This is a genomic window from Sunxiuqinia sp. sy24, assembly GCF_052677165.1.
On the sequence record NZ_JBQYLH010000015.1, the window covers coordinates 55,871 to 70,309 of the forward strand.

Below are 14,439 nucleotides of genomic sequence, written 5' to 3' on the forward strand. Positions count from 1 at the left end.
TTTTTACGCTCAACGTGGCCTGTGTTGACAAGCTAATGGCTGAGTTGCTTGGCTAATAAAAAATGTTGAACTCCATTTGGGAGGATTCGTACACTGAAAAAAAATAAACATGAAAAATTATAAGAAGTATTTTCGTCTGGCAGCTGCGCCATCCGATGTTTACAATGCCTTGACCAATAAGGTTATGATCGAAATTTGGACGGGTGAAGATGCGGTGATGGAAGAAAAAGCGGATACCGAGTTTTCTCTTTGGGATGGAAGTATTTGCGGGAAAAACCTGGAATTTGTTAAAGATCAGAAGTTAGTTCAGGAATGGTTTTTTGGAGAGCAGGATGAACCTTCCATTGTCACCATCAAACTGCATAAAGATGGAGAAGGAACGAGCATGGAAGTTGTGCATACTAATATTCCGAACGAGGCTTATGACAACATTGTAGATGGCTGGAAAGAGGATTACTTTGATGCCTTGAATCAACTTTTTGAACAATAGTATTTTCAGAGAAAAAGATAAAAAAGGCAGGGCGGTTTCGTTCAAGAAACAGCCCTGCCTTTTTCCATTTTGAAATTGATGATGTTAGTCTTTACCTGAATTGCTGACAAACGAAATTTGTTTACTGTTGGGTGACCAGGATGGCACGTTGATCGTTCCCTGCCCTCCATACAGGTAGGCAATAACTTTGGGGGCACCTCCGGCGGTGGGCATCAACCGAAGCATGACCCGTTTGTAAGATGGGTGCGAATTGAATTCAATATCCGGAGGAAAGGAAATGAATGCGATCCATTGGCCATCGGGCGAGATGTGTGGAAACCAGTCGTTATATTCATCGAAGGTAATTTGTTCTTTTCCGCTGCCATCTGGTTGCATTCGCCAAATTTGCATCGTCCCCGACTGACTACCGTTGTAATAAATGTATTTCCCGTCGGGAGAGTATTCGCAGCCATCCACATGTTCGCCGGGCTTATTAGCAGTAAGTGCCACTTCTTGTCCGCCCTTGATGGAGTTTTTATAGATGTTGTAAACGCTGCTTCCGCTACGCTGCGCCACATAAACGACCTCCTTGTTGTTTGGGGCCCAGCCGTGCCAGTAAGAGGGTGTTTTTTCTGTAATTAATTGAGGTGTTCCCCCCTCAAGAGGCAATACATAAATGCTGGATCCTCCTCCTGGTAGTCCCTCGCGGTGGTGGCTGATGGCCAGCAGTTTTCCGTCGAATGAAATACCGTGGTCGTTGTTGTTACGTTTGGCAAAGCCGGTGTCTAGTTGTTTCGGGGCGCCTCCTTCAATCGGAATGGTATACAATAAGCCCTTGCTGTTGAAAAGTAGTTTCTGGCCATCGGGCATCCAGTTGGGGGCTTCAAAGCGCTCGTTTGATTGATAGATTACCTTTCGTTTGCCAGTGAAAACATGCAGCGTTTCAAGTCGGCAAGCCAGCCAACCTTCTTTTTCCGGGGTGTAGTTATTGGCTACTGGCTGGTCGATCCGAACATTCCATATTTTTGCTTTTTCAACGACTTCCGGATTATGAGCGTTTATGAACAGGCCGGCCAATACTTTTTCTGGTAAGCTTTCTAGTGTTTGGCTGCCGATGAGTTGTAGTGGTTCTCCGGGGTGCGCTGCCCGAAAGATCATGGTTTTTCCTTTTCGTTCCAGTTGTAGTATCTGGTAATGGGCCTTTGGGGCAAACAGTTCGTCTTGCTGCTTGCGCATCAACGATCCTTTCAGCTGGCGCCACTGCATTGCGGTTAATCCGTCTCCATGCAAAACCGCAGAACAATGGACGTCGTTTTCTGCTGAGGAAGCGCGAACCATCCAGCCCACTTTTCGATGTGGATCAATACCTTCTCCCTCGAAGGCAAAGTTGGCTGTTAAAATGAAATCACCATCAAGCTTGTTGTAGAGGTAGTGAAACTCATCACGGTCGAACCAAATGTTGTATCCCGATCCGGTCAGTGTATACTCCTGTTCCTGGCTGTCGAATAAGGCCGACCCGGCACGTTTGGGAGTTCCGATATCTTGGTGGTAGGAAAAAATACCGATGGAGTTTTGGGGAAATATACTGGTCAAAATCAACTTGAAAAGAAGTATCAATGTAAGTTTCATATTGCTCAGGATTCAAGGGTTTAGTCCTTTAAAGATAAAAAATCGGCACGAACATATGAAACAGTCGTTTGTCGGGTAGCGTCCACATGGCAGCATGCTCGTTTGGTTTTAGCTTGTTTATTTATTGTGAGGTGGGGACGAAAAAACCCTGTGAACCTTGGCCCACAGGGTTTGGTCTTTCGTGAAGTTTAAATTCAATTACAATAAACTCAGTGTAACTGTTAATCCGGCCATAACAACTGAAACCATAGTCATCAGTTTAATAAGGATATTTAATGAGGGACCGGAAGTGTCTTTAAACGGATCACCAACGGTGTCACCAACAACACCGGCTTTGTGGGCTTCGCTTCCTTTGCCACCGTAATTTCCTTTTTCGATGAATTTTTTGGCATTATCCCATGCGCCCCCGGCATTATTCATGAATACGGCCAGCGTAAATCCAGAGGTCAGTCCACCAGCTAGCAGTCCGATAACACCGGCTACGCCCATGCTTGCTCCAACAACTACCGGAACGATGATGGCTACCAAAGAGGGAAGCAGCATTTCTTTTTGGGCGCCAATGGTTGAAATTTCAACACATTTCGCATACTCCGGAGTCGCTTTCCCTTCCAGAATTCCTTTGATATCGCGGAACTGGCGTCTTACTTCGTCTACCATGGCGCCTGCGGCACGTCCTACAGCTTTCATGGTCATGGCACTGAATACAAAGGCCATCATAGAGCCGAGGAACAAACCACCCAAAAACAGAGGATTGAATAAGGTGATGTCGTAGGCAGAAGAGAAATCTTTAACTGAAGCGCTGGAGATTTTGATGACCTTAACGCCCTCTTCTACAGCTGGTGCTACATCATTATAGAAAACGTATTCGCCTTTAGTGACAAATCCCTCGCCGGCTTTGGCAATCTTGTCGAACCACAAACGAACTTCTTCCATGTAGGCGGCTATCAGAGCCATGGCAGTAAGTGCTGCCGAACCAATGGCAAATCCTTTACCGGTTGCTGCTGTTGTATTACCAAGCATGTCCAGAGCATCGGTGCGCTCGCGAACTTGGGGATCGAGCTCTGCCATTTCTGCATTTCCTCCGGCATTATCCGCAATGGGGCCAAAGGCATCGGTTGCTAGCGTAATTCCAAGGGTTGAAAGCATTCCTACGGCAGCAAATCCAATTCCGTAAACACCCATGGCGAAATGGGTGGCGCCACCAGCAGCCCAAAAGGCACCCATGATACCGAGCACGATGGTAACTACCGGAATCCAGGTTGAATACATTCCCACGGCTAGTCCGTCAATAATGGTTGTGGCTGGTCCTTGTTGTGCTTGTTTGGCAATTCCTTTGGTTGGTCCGTATTCGTCGGATGTGAAATACTCTGTAGCTTGTCCGATAATGACACCAGCAGCCAGCCCAATTACGACAGCCCAGAAAACGCCCCAGGTCACCCAACCCAGTATGGTGAGTCCGACCATTGCCAGAAGGATCAGTACTGAGCTGCCGCCTGTTCCCAGGAGCAAGGCGTTAAGTAAGTTCTTTTGCGTGGCCGATTCTTTGGTGCGAACCATGTAGATTCCTATAATGGAAAGAATGATTCCAATGGCTGCAACAATCATTGGAGCCAGTACCGCCTGAAAAGGATCGAGTCCGGCATCGCGCAAAACCAAGGCTGGTAGCGATGCGCCTAAAGCTGCCGTTGCCAGAATTGAACCGGCATAGGACTCGTAAAGGTCGGCGCCCATACCGGCTACGTCGCCTACGTTATCACCCACGTTGTCGGCAATGGTTGCCGGGTTACGTGGATCATCTTCCGGAATACCGGCTTCAACTTTACCTACCAGGTCGGCACCTACGTCTGCCGCTTTCGTATAGATTCCACCGCCAACACGTGCAAACAGGGCTTGAGTAGATGCTCCCATTCCGAATGTCAGCATGGTTACGGTAATTTCAATGAGTTTGGTACGTGTTCCGGCTTCCGTTAAAACGCCGTTAAGGACGTATTCCGGATGAGCATGAACGAAGTTCAGCCCCAGGAAGTGAAGGCCAGTGCTCATGTTTTCAGGGGTGTAGATCCATTCGTTTAAAATAAGGAACCAGGCGGCAATGTCAAGCAGAGCAAAGCCCACTACAACCAAGCCCATAACAGCGCCACTTCGAAAAGCGACTTGAAGGCCTTTATTGAGCGACTGTGACGCTCCGTGAGCCGTACGTGCCGAAGCAAAAGTGGCTGTCTTCATTCCTAAGAAACCACATAAGCCGGAGAAAAAACCACCGGTTAAGAAGGCCACCGGAACAAAGGGGTTTTGGACATTGAAGTAGGCCATGATCGTGAGTAGAATAAACAGAACCCCAAAAACAATAGCCACCACTTTGTATTGTCTCCTCAAATAGGCCATTGCACCTTCTCTTACATACTGTGCAATTTCTTTCATTCGATCTGTGCCCTCTGAATTTTTCATCATCGATTTGAAAAATATCCAGGCAAAGATCAGGGCAAGGATAGATGCAATTGGAACAATAAAGAAAATATTACTCATAAGTTATCAATTTATTGCAACGGTGTTGCGGTTAGAATTTGTTAGTGATCAAATGACAGCTCTGAAAGTAATAAATATTGATCTTCTTAATGGATTTCAATAAATGTTTTAGGACAGGCTGTTTCGTTTTTTTCTTATGAATAAAGATAGCCTGATTAATTAAATCTAGAAGCGGAGTTCTTTTTATACATATAATTTGTAAGTATTCTAAAGAAGGTGAATGTAAATTGGTTTTTTACAAGGGAGCTTTCTTTGCTTCGTTTGTTGAGGGATTTTTCACAACGACTTTGCCTCGCCATTTCCCACTCAGGTAGTAGATGATTAGAATGATTGTTCCAGCTGTCCATCCGGCGGGTTCGGCCCACCAAATGCCATTGACACCTAAGAGGTCGGAAAGAAAATAAGCTAGTGGAATACGAAACACATACAGCGCTGTTAAAGTGGTGAGCATAGGAACAAAAGTAGCGCCTGCTCCGCGTAAAAAGCCTGTAAGCGTAAACATCACCGCCAGTAAAAGGTAGAAAGATGAAACAATGACCAGGTAGTCTTGTCCGATGGCGATAACACCTTCGTCGGCAGTAAATAGTTTGATGAGGTATTGGCCTGAGAAAATAATGACGATGGAAATGAATACCGAATAGATCAGGGAGAAAATCAGGGTTATTTTCAAGCCCTTTTTTGCCCGGTCTTCCCTGAAAGCGCCCAGATTCTGTCCCGTGAAGCTTGAGAGTGCTGAAGAAAATGTGATAGCAGGCATTTTGGCAAACGAGTCAATACGAATCGCGGCAGAGTAAGCTGCTACCGCATTTACCCCGAAGCCATTGACAATCGCCATAATGGCCATCATCCCAAAAGCCACAAACGATTGCTGGAAGCCCGTGGGCAAGCCAATGCGGATGCAGCTTTTAAAGATGTCGCGGTCGAAAACATAGTTGCGAAGCGTCAGTTTAATCACCGGATGTTTTTTATTGAGATACCAGGTGGCAGTAAAAAAAGCGATGGCCTGCGCGATGACCGTAGCAAAGGCTACTCCCGCAATTCCCCATTTAAACACGATGACAAACAAGAGATCCAGCGCAATATTGAGGAAGGTGGAAAGGATCATGAAATAGAGCGGTGTTTTTGAATCGCCCATTCCGCGGAGTATAGAGGTAATGCCATTAAATCCGAAAAAGAAAAACATGCCTGTCAGGTAGATGCTCATGTAGGTAACGGCTTCGGGCATTAGCTCGGCAGGCAGCTGCAGTAGTTTAAAAATGGCTTCACTGAAATAAATGCCAAGTGCCGAAACGACTAGAGAGGAGGCCAGAAAGAAAATGAATATGGTATCAATGGTTTTGCTAACCTGCGGCATTTGTTTGGCGCCAAAGTATTGTGAAACCACCGTTGAGGCACCAGACCCTACACCAATGACCAATGAAATTAAGGTGAATATGATGGGGAACGAAGCTCCAACTGCTCCCAGGGCTTCCTTGCCTAAGTAATTCCCTACAATAATACTGTCTATAATATTATAGAGGTTTTGAAATAAATTCCCAATGACCAAGGGGACTGAAAAATTCAGGAGTATCTTGGCTTCATTTCCAACGGTAAAATCTCTCATGGGCTAGAAAACAGAATGCAAATCTCTGGATTTTAATTTTGATTTCAAAATTGATAATTTTGGGTTTGTTTTTTATTTTATTGTTGCCTAGTGTATTGCTTTTTTGTTTCTTGGGTAGGTGTTTGATAGTCCGTTCATTGATGTGGTTTGTGCGGTTTGCTTAGGATGGTTGCTTTTATTTCTTTTGTTAAAATACTTTAAAGTGAAGCACTTTTTCCGTTCTTGACTTTTATGGTTTATGGAATGGGCTATTTTTGTATAAAATCTGGTTCTATGGATAGGAAAAAGAGGGTGCTTTTTGTTTGTTTAGGAAATATTTGCCGGTCGCCCAGTGCGGAGGCCGTTTTCAATTACTTGCTCGAAGAGAAAGGATTGGAGCTGGAGATTGAATGCGATTCAGCCGGAACAACGGCTTATCATGAAGGAGAACCAGCAGATAAGCGAATGCAAGGGCATGCCATTAGGCGAGGATATCGGCTGACATCGATTTCCCGGCCGGTCGATCCCCAGGTGGATTTCGATGCTTTTGATTATATCATTGGGATGGATGACAACAATGTGTGGGATTTGAAAAAAATGGCACGCAACCTGGATGATCTGAGGAAGATTCATAAAATGACTGATTTTGCGACGATCAATGGGTATCATTCCGTTCCCGATCCCTATTACGGTGGTGCCGATGGCTTTGAATTGGTTCTTGATATTTTGGAAGATACGTGTCGGGGATTGTTAAAGGAGCTTCAAAAATAGGCGTTGCGTTTTCTAACCGACAGCAATTCGTTAGTCGTTGATTGTTTATGTGGAGTATGTGGGGGAGTGTCGTTCGGAAAACTTTCATTCAGATCCTTTGTTCACAAGAGTATAGGGTTTTTTATCCCATTTATATTTGCAATATAGATTCTAATTCATAACCGTTTAAAATAAACTACATCTCATTATGAAAATTGACCAGGAAGTTTTTTATTCTTCGATCGCTAAATATTATAATCAAATATTCCCCTTAAAAGAGAGTCAGGTTGATTTTGTGCAATCTGCTTTGCAAAAGCTGGATGGGAAGAAGATCCTTGATATTGGATGTTCCACCGGGCAGTTGGCAACCCGATTGGCCAGCCTTGGCGCGCAGGTTACGGCAATTGATTTGAACGAGAAAATGATCTCGATTGCTCAAAAGGAAAATCATTTTCCTGCCTTGGATTTTAAAACGGCAAACATGTTGGAGGTGAATTCGTTTTGTGAAGAGTCTACCCTGGATGCGGCCTTGTGTTTTGGGAATACGCTTGTTCATCTCGATTCAATTGAAGAAGTCAGTCAGTTTTTGAAAGGAATGGCCAAGGTCTTAAAGCCGGGTGCCAAATTAGTGATTCAGATTCTTAATTATGACCATATTCTGGAGCATGAGATTGATGAGCTCCCCTTGATTGACGGGCCAAATATCAGCTTTATTCGTAAATATGATCTTCCGGAAACGGCCGGAGAAAAGATTATTTTCAATACGGAATTGGTTATCAAGAGTAGTCGTGAATCGCTCTTTCATGCCTCACGCCTGTTGCCGTTACGTAAGCACGATTTGCACACCCTGCTCGAATACAACGGTTTTGAGCGGATGAAGTACTATGCTGACTTCAGCAAGAGGCCTTATGGAGGAAATCATTTGCCATTGATTGTGTCAGCAGAACGATCGGCCTCTTAACTATTCGTTTTCTTTGTTTTTCGGTACGCTTTCCACCAAATCAAAAAGCCGCTCACTAATACCATCAGGAGGCATAGGCCTGACAGCGGAACGTAAAGGATATAGAAAGGGCCAAGCAGGTGCTCGAAAATCCGTCCGGTGTGAACTTCCAGGGCTGCATTCCAGAGCGATATAGGCGTTTGCTCAAGGATTTGGGCAGGCATGGTCCACGGTTGGTGGCCTTCAAAACTTTGCATGCCACGGTTGTAGTCAAACCAATAATGCTCCTGTTCGCTACGCTCGAAATACCCGGCAATCATATGGTTTGAAATGGGGCGTCCCGTGCTTGCCCGGGGCTGCTTGAGGCTGAAGGCGTCCAATACCAGCTGATTTTTAAAATCCCAGATAAAGAGCCCGCTGAATGAGCCTACCAGGTATTGAGTAGCGCTGATGGGTTCAAGAACATTGCAGCCCATGACACTAACCGGTGGCTGAACCGGAGCTTTTTGTAACGGTTGTTGCAAGCTTTCATCAGCCAGGTAAAATCCATCCGAAGTAGAAAACACATAGCTTTTTAATGATTCGTTCCATTGTACCCGGCGTAGTTTATCGAACCAAGGGTTGGGGGTATCCAGGTGGGTGCACGGAATGAGCCCAACTTTGGTGCTGGCAATAGGGATTAAAAGCGGAGGCCGCAAAAACATGCCGGCCGTGGTGTTTAACAGCAAAAAGAAGATAAACAGATATCCTGCTACATTGTGCCAGCGCAGGTTTAGCCGCCGGACAGCTGTTAGCCGGGTGTTGTCTTTTTGTTTGGCACGGCGTTGCTTGGCCAGTTTGGGAAAGAAAAAGTGAAGTAGTCCGCTTACAGCAAGCAGTATAGTCACCAAGCCTAGCAAATCGACAAAAAGTTTGCCGCCTAAACCAAAGAGCTCACCGCTGTGTAGGTTCCAGAGCGTTTTGAATAGCCCTGTTTCTCGTTTATAATTTTCCGGTTCCGGCAGTTGAACGACTTCAAACTGTTGACCATTGGCCGACTTGAGCAGCCGGTGGCGACTCAACACCATCAGACTGTCATCTTTTACAAAAACATCGGTTAGCCGTTCTTCTTTGATGGGAAGTGGAACTTTTTGCCATTGCTTACTTTTGGGACTACGTTGATAAAGGCCAAAATGGGTGGCTGCAAAGAGCTGTTGATTCTGAAACGAAACCACTTGATAGGTTTTTCGCTGGTCAATTCCTTGGGGTAAACCTTGGTTAAAATTGCTGAAGATGGTGTCTTCCTGCAGCCAGATGCCCACATTCCCAAAGATCAGAAAACGGCTAGAATCAAGCGGCAAGCCACCTCGCACGGCAGCCTGGTTCCAGTTTTGGTAGTGGTAGCTTTTCGGCAGCCAACTGCGTTTAACTTCTACCGAAGAGAACAGGGGGCGGTGATTCATGACAATGCCGGATGAAGCGAATAAAATGGCCAGAAGTGCTATAATGATCCCCGGCCATTTATGGAGCCTTCGGAACAGTTTGAGTGACTTGTTTTTGTGTTTCATAAAAGGCCGTTTTGGAGGAGTTGGGGTGTTGGTTCTTTTATTAGTCGTGAAGATAAAAAATGCTGCCCAGCCGTTCTGTAACGAATGTTACAATCCAGTTGGGCAGCATCTTTTTTTAACCCTTCGCTTACTTGATAAAATTGGGCGTGACACTCAGCATCAGCCAGCCCCAGTAGTTGGAGGTGGAATGATCGCCACCTTTGATCAGCTCCATGCTTTTTCCGGCAGATAGCCACGACAGCCCGCCACTGATTTGTGCTTCCGGACTGATTTTCCACCCTGCGCCCAAATCAAGTTCAGTGCCCAAGTAGTTGGAGGCATCTGCAGAAATTTTGGCTGCCGTCGAAAAGTAGTGCAGGTGCGCGTTCAGGCTTAGCTTATCCTTGGCATAATTGTACTTGGCGTACACGTCGTTGAGCCCGACACTGTTGGCATGGTTGCCCACGTAGAAATAATCCATAAAACCATTAAACTTGTGATTGGTCCCGTAAAGGGGAGTGAACGACTTGTTTTTGTTATCATCGTAAGCAGTTCCCGATAGTTGCTCGTACCCCCAGGTAATGCCGCGCGGACAAGTAGCTTCAAAAAGCAGGTTGTAAGCGCTAAGATTGCTCCCTGTGCCCGTTTTACCCGTTTGCAGGTAAGCATTGGCGGCCAGGTTGAAGTTGCCAAGTTGATAAGTGGCGTGCCCTCCCAAGGTTTGACTGTAGTTTACTTCCTGACCGTCCACGGTGTTTTCAGGAATGCCATTGTTGAGGATGAGCAAGCTGAGGCTGGCTTCGTTCCATTTTTTGTTGAACCACACAAACTGGAGGTCTTTGTAGGCATCATTCCCATCGAAAAGGTTGTTGGCCGGGTTCGAGTTTTCCTGATGCGCCAGCCCCAGATGCAGACGGATGTTACTTTCGTATTTGAAGATGGCCAAGTCGTGTGAGCGGGCTTGGTGCGCCCAGCCCACGTTTCCAAAAATCCGGTGATCGTCATAAATCAGCTCCTGGCGTCCGGCTTTCATCGAGAATTCCGGGGTGAAAAAGACTTCAGCCCAAGCCTGATGAACCGATGTGGCATAATCTTCATTGCCCACCAGTTGGGCCTGGCTTCCCCAGGTGCGTACATCCTGTAAAACCAGCGAGGTTACTAGCTTGTCCGATTGGTAACGTGCATTCAGACGTGTACGCTGGGCAGTAAAGAGGGAAGCATCCTGATCGCTGTTGGCCAGGCTTTTGTAGCCGTGACTCAGCTCGGTTCGGGGGCGAAATTCACCACTTAACGAAAACTGGGCAAATGCAGGTGTTGACAAGACAATGAAGCCAAGCAAAAGCCAGCCGATCCAATATTTTTTCATTTTTCGGTGTTTTTAGTTTCTAACCACATCCCATGAATCTTCGCGCTGCTGAGCTGCTTCGAGCCAAACAGGAACAATGTTTTCCATGAAGTCAGCCTTTTCGGCATTCAGCTGGTCCATATCCAAGCCAATAAAAGCCTGCGCTTTGGCTTTGGTGGAAATGTCAGGATAAGGGAGCTCTTCATCAAAACCTTTGGCGGCTAACAGGCGTGCCAGTTTGATCCGGGTTTCCTGGGCAATGGTGATTCCGGTAGAAATAATCCGGCTGGTTTCCAGCGGGGCATGAAACGATCCGCCATGCGAGGCTGCAGCATAATCCCAACGCCACTGAGCATGACGAATGCCCATTAATATGGCTTCCATTTCGGTTTCGTTGGCTCCAAGTTCCCAGGCTTTTTGGGCTTCCAGATGCGCCCGAACGAGCAGTTCCTCCAGCTTGTCGCGGTTTTTAATGGTTTTATCCTGACGGTCAAATACGTTTTTGATCAGGGTAGCGGTTTCTTCCCGATGACATACCTGGCATGAGTTGGCGACATTGTTGAGGGGAGACTGGATGTGGTGGTCGGTAAACTTTTGGCCTCCTTCAGACTTATACGGCATGTGACAATCGGCACAGGATACGCCGCGTTCGGCATGAATACCCTGTTGAAACAGTTCGTAGCCTGGATGCTGGGCTTTTAGCATGGGAGCTTTACTAAGGGCATGCGTCCAGTCGCTAAAGCCCATTTCGTCGTAGTAGGCCTCGGCATCTTCAACGGTTAAGCCCTTTGCCCATGGGAAAGTGAGGTACTGGGCACCTTCAACGGTTTCTTTGTTGAAATAATATTCCACATGGCACTGGGCACAAACCAGCGTACGCATTTCCTGGTGCGACGCTTTGTTAACGTCTTTACCCATTTTTTCGAAGGCTTCAACCAAGGCCGGACGGGTAATGCGCAGGTTCATGGTTTTCGGATCGTGGCAATCGGCACAACCAATGGTGTTAACCACTTCGGCTCCCAGCCGGGCCCATTTCCCTTTATAAAATTCGGCCACGCCATGTTCTTCCATCAAGCGCGGAACATCCGGACTTTTACAGGTCCAGCAAGTGGATGGCATGGGGCCTTCGTTGGCGTTTTTAGGAGCACCGGTACGCAGGGTTTTCTGAATGTCTTCTATGGCATAGTAATGTCCGCGCCCCTGGTTATAGTCTTTGGAGAAACCATAACCGGCCCACAACACCACCAGTCGCGGGTCTTCTTCCAGCATATCGATCATGGTATTGCCATTGTATTTACTTCGGAAGTTGGTGTCGGCGGTTTGATAGTAGGACTGATACTCGCGGGGGAAATTCTCGCCCCACAGCTCATTGCGTGGTTCAAATTCCGATAAAGTGATTTGAGGAACATTAACAAAGCTGGCTTCGGCCCGACGTTCCATGATGGAGGAGGCCAGCAAGCCCAGCAGAAATACAGCAAGTATGGTAATCAGGAAAAGTAGCCAACCAATAATTGGCTTTTGCTCGATCGTTGTTTTTAATGATTTCATATGATTGGTTTTTTAGTTGAGATCTAATTTTTTTATCCATTCCGGCACCGGGCTTTCGGGGAGCGGCACCCGCGCATAAGGGGTACTCGACAGGCTGTTGACACGGCCATGCGGCACTTCGCGGTGACATTCCCAGCATTTGCGATCGGTTCGGTGCGACTCGTAGTTGGCCACAAGGCTGTTGTGCCGGGCATCCAGTAGCTGGTTCTCATGGCAACGCACACAGTTTTGGTGGACAACTTCTGCGCCTTCTTCCTTAATAAAAATGACCTGGGGTTCTTTTCGAAGCGTGAAGACCGTGGCATGGCGCAGTCCGTCTTTAGCCTTGAAATAGTAGGTATTGAAAACATTGTCGTGCGGTACGTGGCAGTCGTTGCAGTTGGTTACTTCGCGATGCGAACTGTGGTTCCAGGTGGCATACTGAGGAGCCATAAGGTGACAGTTGACACAGGTTTTCGGGTCGTTGGACAGGTAGGAGTGGGCCTTGGAAAAGTAAAGGGAAAGGAGAAAAAGGCCGGTGAAAATGCCCAAAACAAGGATGACCGGAATTTTCCACTTGGCAGGAGGCTGTAGGTTTCGGATCATAGTTGATAGTGTTTTTTATATGATTAAAACTACGTAACCACATCCATTAAGGTTGTAACCAATGTTACAAATGGCCAAAAAAGTACAAAAAAAATGGTTTTGTTCGTTATCAGGAAATTGAAGTTGCAGGTTTCATCTGCCTTTGAAAAGCGATTGAATTACTGGTGTTCTTGTAATCTGGCCCCCCTGTTGTTTCATGTTTGTTGAACTCTTGCTCTGTCATCGGGCGAATTTCTTTCAACCATTTTGGGAATCATGGCATACCTTCGGCTTCTGTTATTTTTTGAAGATAAGACCAGTTGCTTTTGAATCCCTCCAGTCCGAATTATTTCCTGCCGGCCGGAATTGCAAGCAGACCAATCCGAATTGAGCTCCGACCGCCCGGAAATGAGAAATTCCAGCCGGAAAAGCCATGATACCAGCCGGAAATGCGACCAAAACACACGGAAAAGTGATCAAGCCGAACGGAACTACCAAAAACGAGCCGGAAATGGGACACAACCCGGATTTTTCCATTTCCGGCTGGTTTTTTGGGCATCCGCCACCGTTTATTGCCTTTCTGCTTGGTATGCTTCATTTTTTTGGCTTCGCGCAAAAATACATTGGCGGCTGAGCCTCAGAAATGTTGCCGGCACTTGTTTTCTGACCAGCTGAGCCTCAGCCGACCTGTTTTTGTTTGTTTTCTACTCAGCTGAGGGTCGGCCAGGCTGTTCTTATTTATTTTCTGCTTAGCCGAGACTCAGCCAGCTTGTTTCTGCTTGTTTTCCGATTAGCTGAGGGTCAGCCAGACTGTTTTTTGTTGTTTTCTGCTTGGCTGAGGCTCAGCCGGGAGGTTATTTTTGTTGGTTTAAGTGAACATTGCAAAGTCCAAATCTCAGGTTTTAGCAGCTTTTTACTGCTCAATTAATGACAACTCAATAACTATCTAGTCCCCTTAGTAGGTATTTGTAAAAAGAAGTGAGAGAGCCGATTCCTGCCAGTACTTGCTGGCGGGGAAGGCTATTTGACTGTACGATGTTTTTCTTTCAATTTCCTCTATAGGTAGAATATCCGAAAGGGGATAGCGTTATCGGAACGTGATAATGATTATCATCTTTAATCTTAAATACGACTTCTATAAATGGATAAAAAGAGCTTTGGTTTAATTTTTCAAAATAAGGCTCTACAAAATAAGTCAGCTTATACACTCCTTGATGCTCAGTTTCTTTGCCTTCTTTTAAAAAGTCTTTGATACGACCGTTTTTATCGGTGTATTTTTCATCAATAATGTTCCACTTTCCGCTTTTGTCTCGTTTCGACAGGCTAATTTTGACATTCGGGGCAGGTTTTCCCTGTGTAATGTCCAAAATATGACTGGACAATTGGTATTTTGCTTCTTGAGCAAAACCCAGACTCGCAAACGCAAGTGATAATGCTAATAAAAAAATCTTTGTATTCATTGTAATTGAATTTTAACCTTAAACTTCCTAACGCTTTTCGTGTATTATTGTGGTCATTTTTATCGCCAGCTCCACCGAAAAATTGCTACTTTCTTTCAGT

General features: G+C 46.0%; 12 protein-coding genes. 4 read left to right on the plus strand and 8 right to left on the minus strand.

Annotation, left to right across the window (positions count from 1 at the left end; translation table 11 throughout):
• Nucleotides 1–109: 109 nt before the first annotated feature.
• Complete coding sequence (locus ACUNWA_RS13540) at nt 110–490, plus strand: SRPBCC domain-containing protein (RefSeq protein ID WP_445592460.1); 381 nt, start codon at nt 110–112, stop codon at nt 488–490.
• Between the two features lie 84 nt (nt 491–574).
• Here ACUNWA_RS13540 and ACUNWA_RS13545 read toward each other — a convergent pair whose 3' ends face one another.
• The 3 genes from ACUNWA_RS13545 to ACUNWA_RS13555 all read right to left on the minus strand — a co-directional run bounded on the left by ACUNWA_RS13545 (nt 575) and on the right by ACUNWA_RS13555 (nt 6,227).
• Complete coding sequence (locus ACUNWA_RS13545; protein ID WP_445592461.1) at nt 575–2,098, minus strand: TolB family protein; 1,524 nt, start codon at nt 2,096–2,098, stop codon at nt 575–577.
• A gap of 198 nt (nt 2,099–2,296) precedes the next feature.
• The gene (locus tag ACUNWA_RS13550) at nt 2,297–4,624 is read right to left on the minus strand and encodes a sodium-translocating pyrophosphatase (RefSeq protein WP_445592462.1); all 2,328 of its coding nucleotides are present in this window, start codon (nt 4,622–4,624) and stop codon (nt 2,297–2,299) included.
• Nucleotides 4,625–4,859: 235 nt separating this feature from the next.
• Nucleotides 4,860–6,227, minus strand: a complete 1,368-nt coding sequence (locus ACUNWA_RS13555; protein ID WP_445592463.1) for an MATE family efflux transporter — start codon at nt 6,225–6,227, stop codon at nt 4,860–4,862.
• Between the two features lie 273 nt (nt 6,228–6,500).
• Between ACUNWA_RS13555 and ACUNWA_RS13560 the strand changes: the two genes are divergently transcribed.
• Nucleotides 6,501–6,977 (plus strand): low molecular weight protein-tyrosine-phosphatase, encoded by a 477-nt coding sequence (locus ACUNWA_RS13560; RefSeq protein WP_445592464.1) that lies wholly within the window; start codon nt 6,501–6,503, stop codon nt 6,975–6,977.
• 187 nt (nt 6,978–7,164) lie between these two features.
• Nucleotides 7,165–7,917: a class I SAM-dependent methyltransferase gene (locus ACUNWA_RS13565; RefSeq protein ID WP_445592465.1), complete on the plus strand. Its 753-nt coding sequence runs from the start codon at nt 7,165–7,167 to the stop codon at nt 7,915–7,917.
• On the opposite strand, the gene ACUNWA_RS13570 is transcribed toward ACUNWA_RS13565, so the two are convergent.
• The 4 genes from ACUNWA_RS13570 to nrfH all read right to left on the minus strand — a co-directional run bounded on the left by ACUNWA_RS13570 (nt 7,914) and on the right by nrfH (nt 12,900).
• Nucleotides 7,914–9,497: a PepSY domain-containing protein gene (locus ACUNWA_RS13570; RefSeq protein WP_445592527.1), complete on the minus strand. Its 1,584-nt coding sequence runs from the start codon at nt 9,495–9,497 to the stop codon at nt 7,914–7,916. The two genes, ACUNWA_RS13565 and ACUNWA_RS13570, sit on opposite strands and share 4 nt — an antisense overlap.
• A 73-nt stretch (nt 9,498–9,570) precedes the next feature.
• Nucleotides 9,571–10,788: a hypothetical protein gene (locus ACUNWA_RS13575; protein WP_445592466.1), complete on the minus strand. Its 1,218-nt coding sequence runs from the start codon at nt 10,786–10,788 to the stop codon at nt 9,571–9,573.
• 12 nt (nt 10,789–10,800) lie between these two features.
• Nucleotides 10,801–12,315: an ammonia-forming cytochrome c nitrite reductase gene (gene nrfA / locus ACUNWA_RS13580; protein WP_445592467.1), complete on the minus strand. Its 1,515-nt coding sequence runs from the start codon at nt 12,313–12,315 to the stop codon at nt 10,801–10,803.
• Between the two features lie 12 nt (nt 12,316–12,327).
• A complete protein-coding gene (nrfH, locus tag ACUNWA_RS13585) occupies nt 12,328–12,900 on the minus strand; it encodes a cytochrome c nitrite reductase small subunit (RefSeq protein WP_445592468.1) in 573 nt (190 codons plus the stop codon).
• A 412-nt stretch (nt 12,901–13,312) separates the two neighbouring features.
• Between nrfH and ACUNWA_RS13590 the strand changes: the two genes are divergently transcribed.
• Nucleotides 13,313–13,513 (plus strand): hypothetical protein, encoded by a 201-nt coding sequence (locus ACUNWA_RS13590; RefSeq protein ID WP_445592469.1) that lies wholly within the window; start codon nt 13,313–13,315, stop codon nt 13,511–13,513.
• A gap of 412 nt (nt 13,514–13,925) precedes the next feature.
• Here the strand turns inward: ACUNWA_RS13590 and uraH are convergent, their stop codons facing one another.
• Nucleotides 13,926–14,339 (minus strand): hydroxyisourate hydrolase, encoded by a 414-nt coding sequence (uraH, locus tag ACUNWA_RS13595; RefSeq protein ID WP_445592470.1) that lies wholly within the window; start codon nt 14,337–14,339, stop codon nt 13,926–13,928.
• Nucleotides 14,340–14,439: the final 100 nt, after the last annotated feature.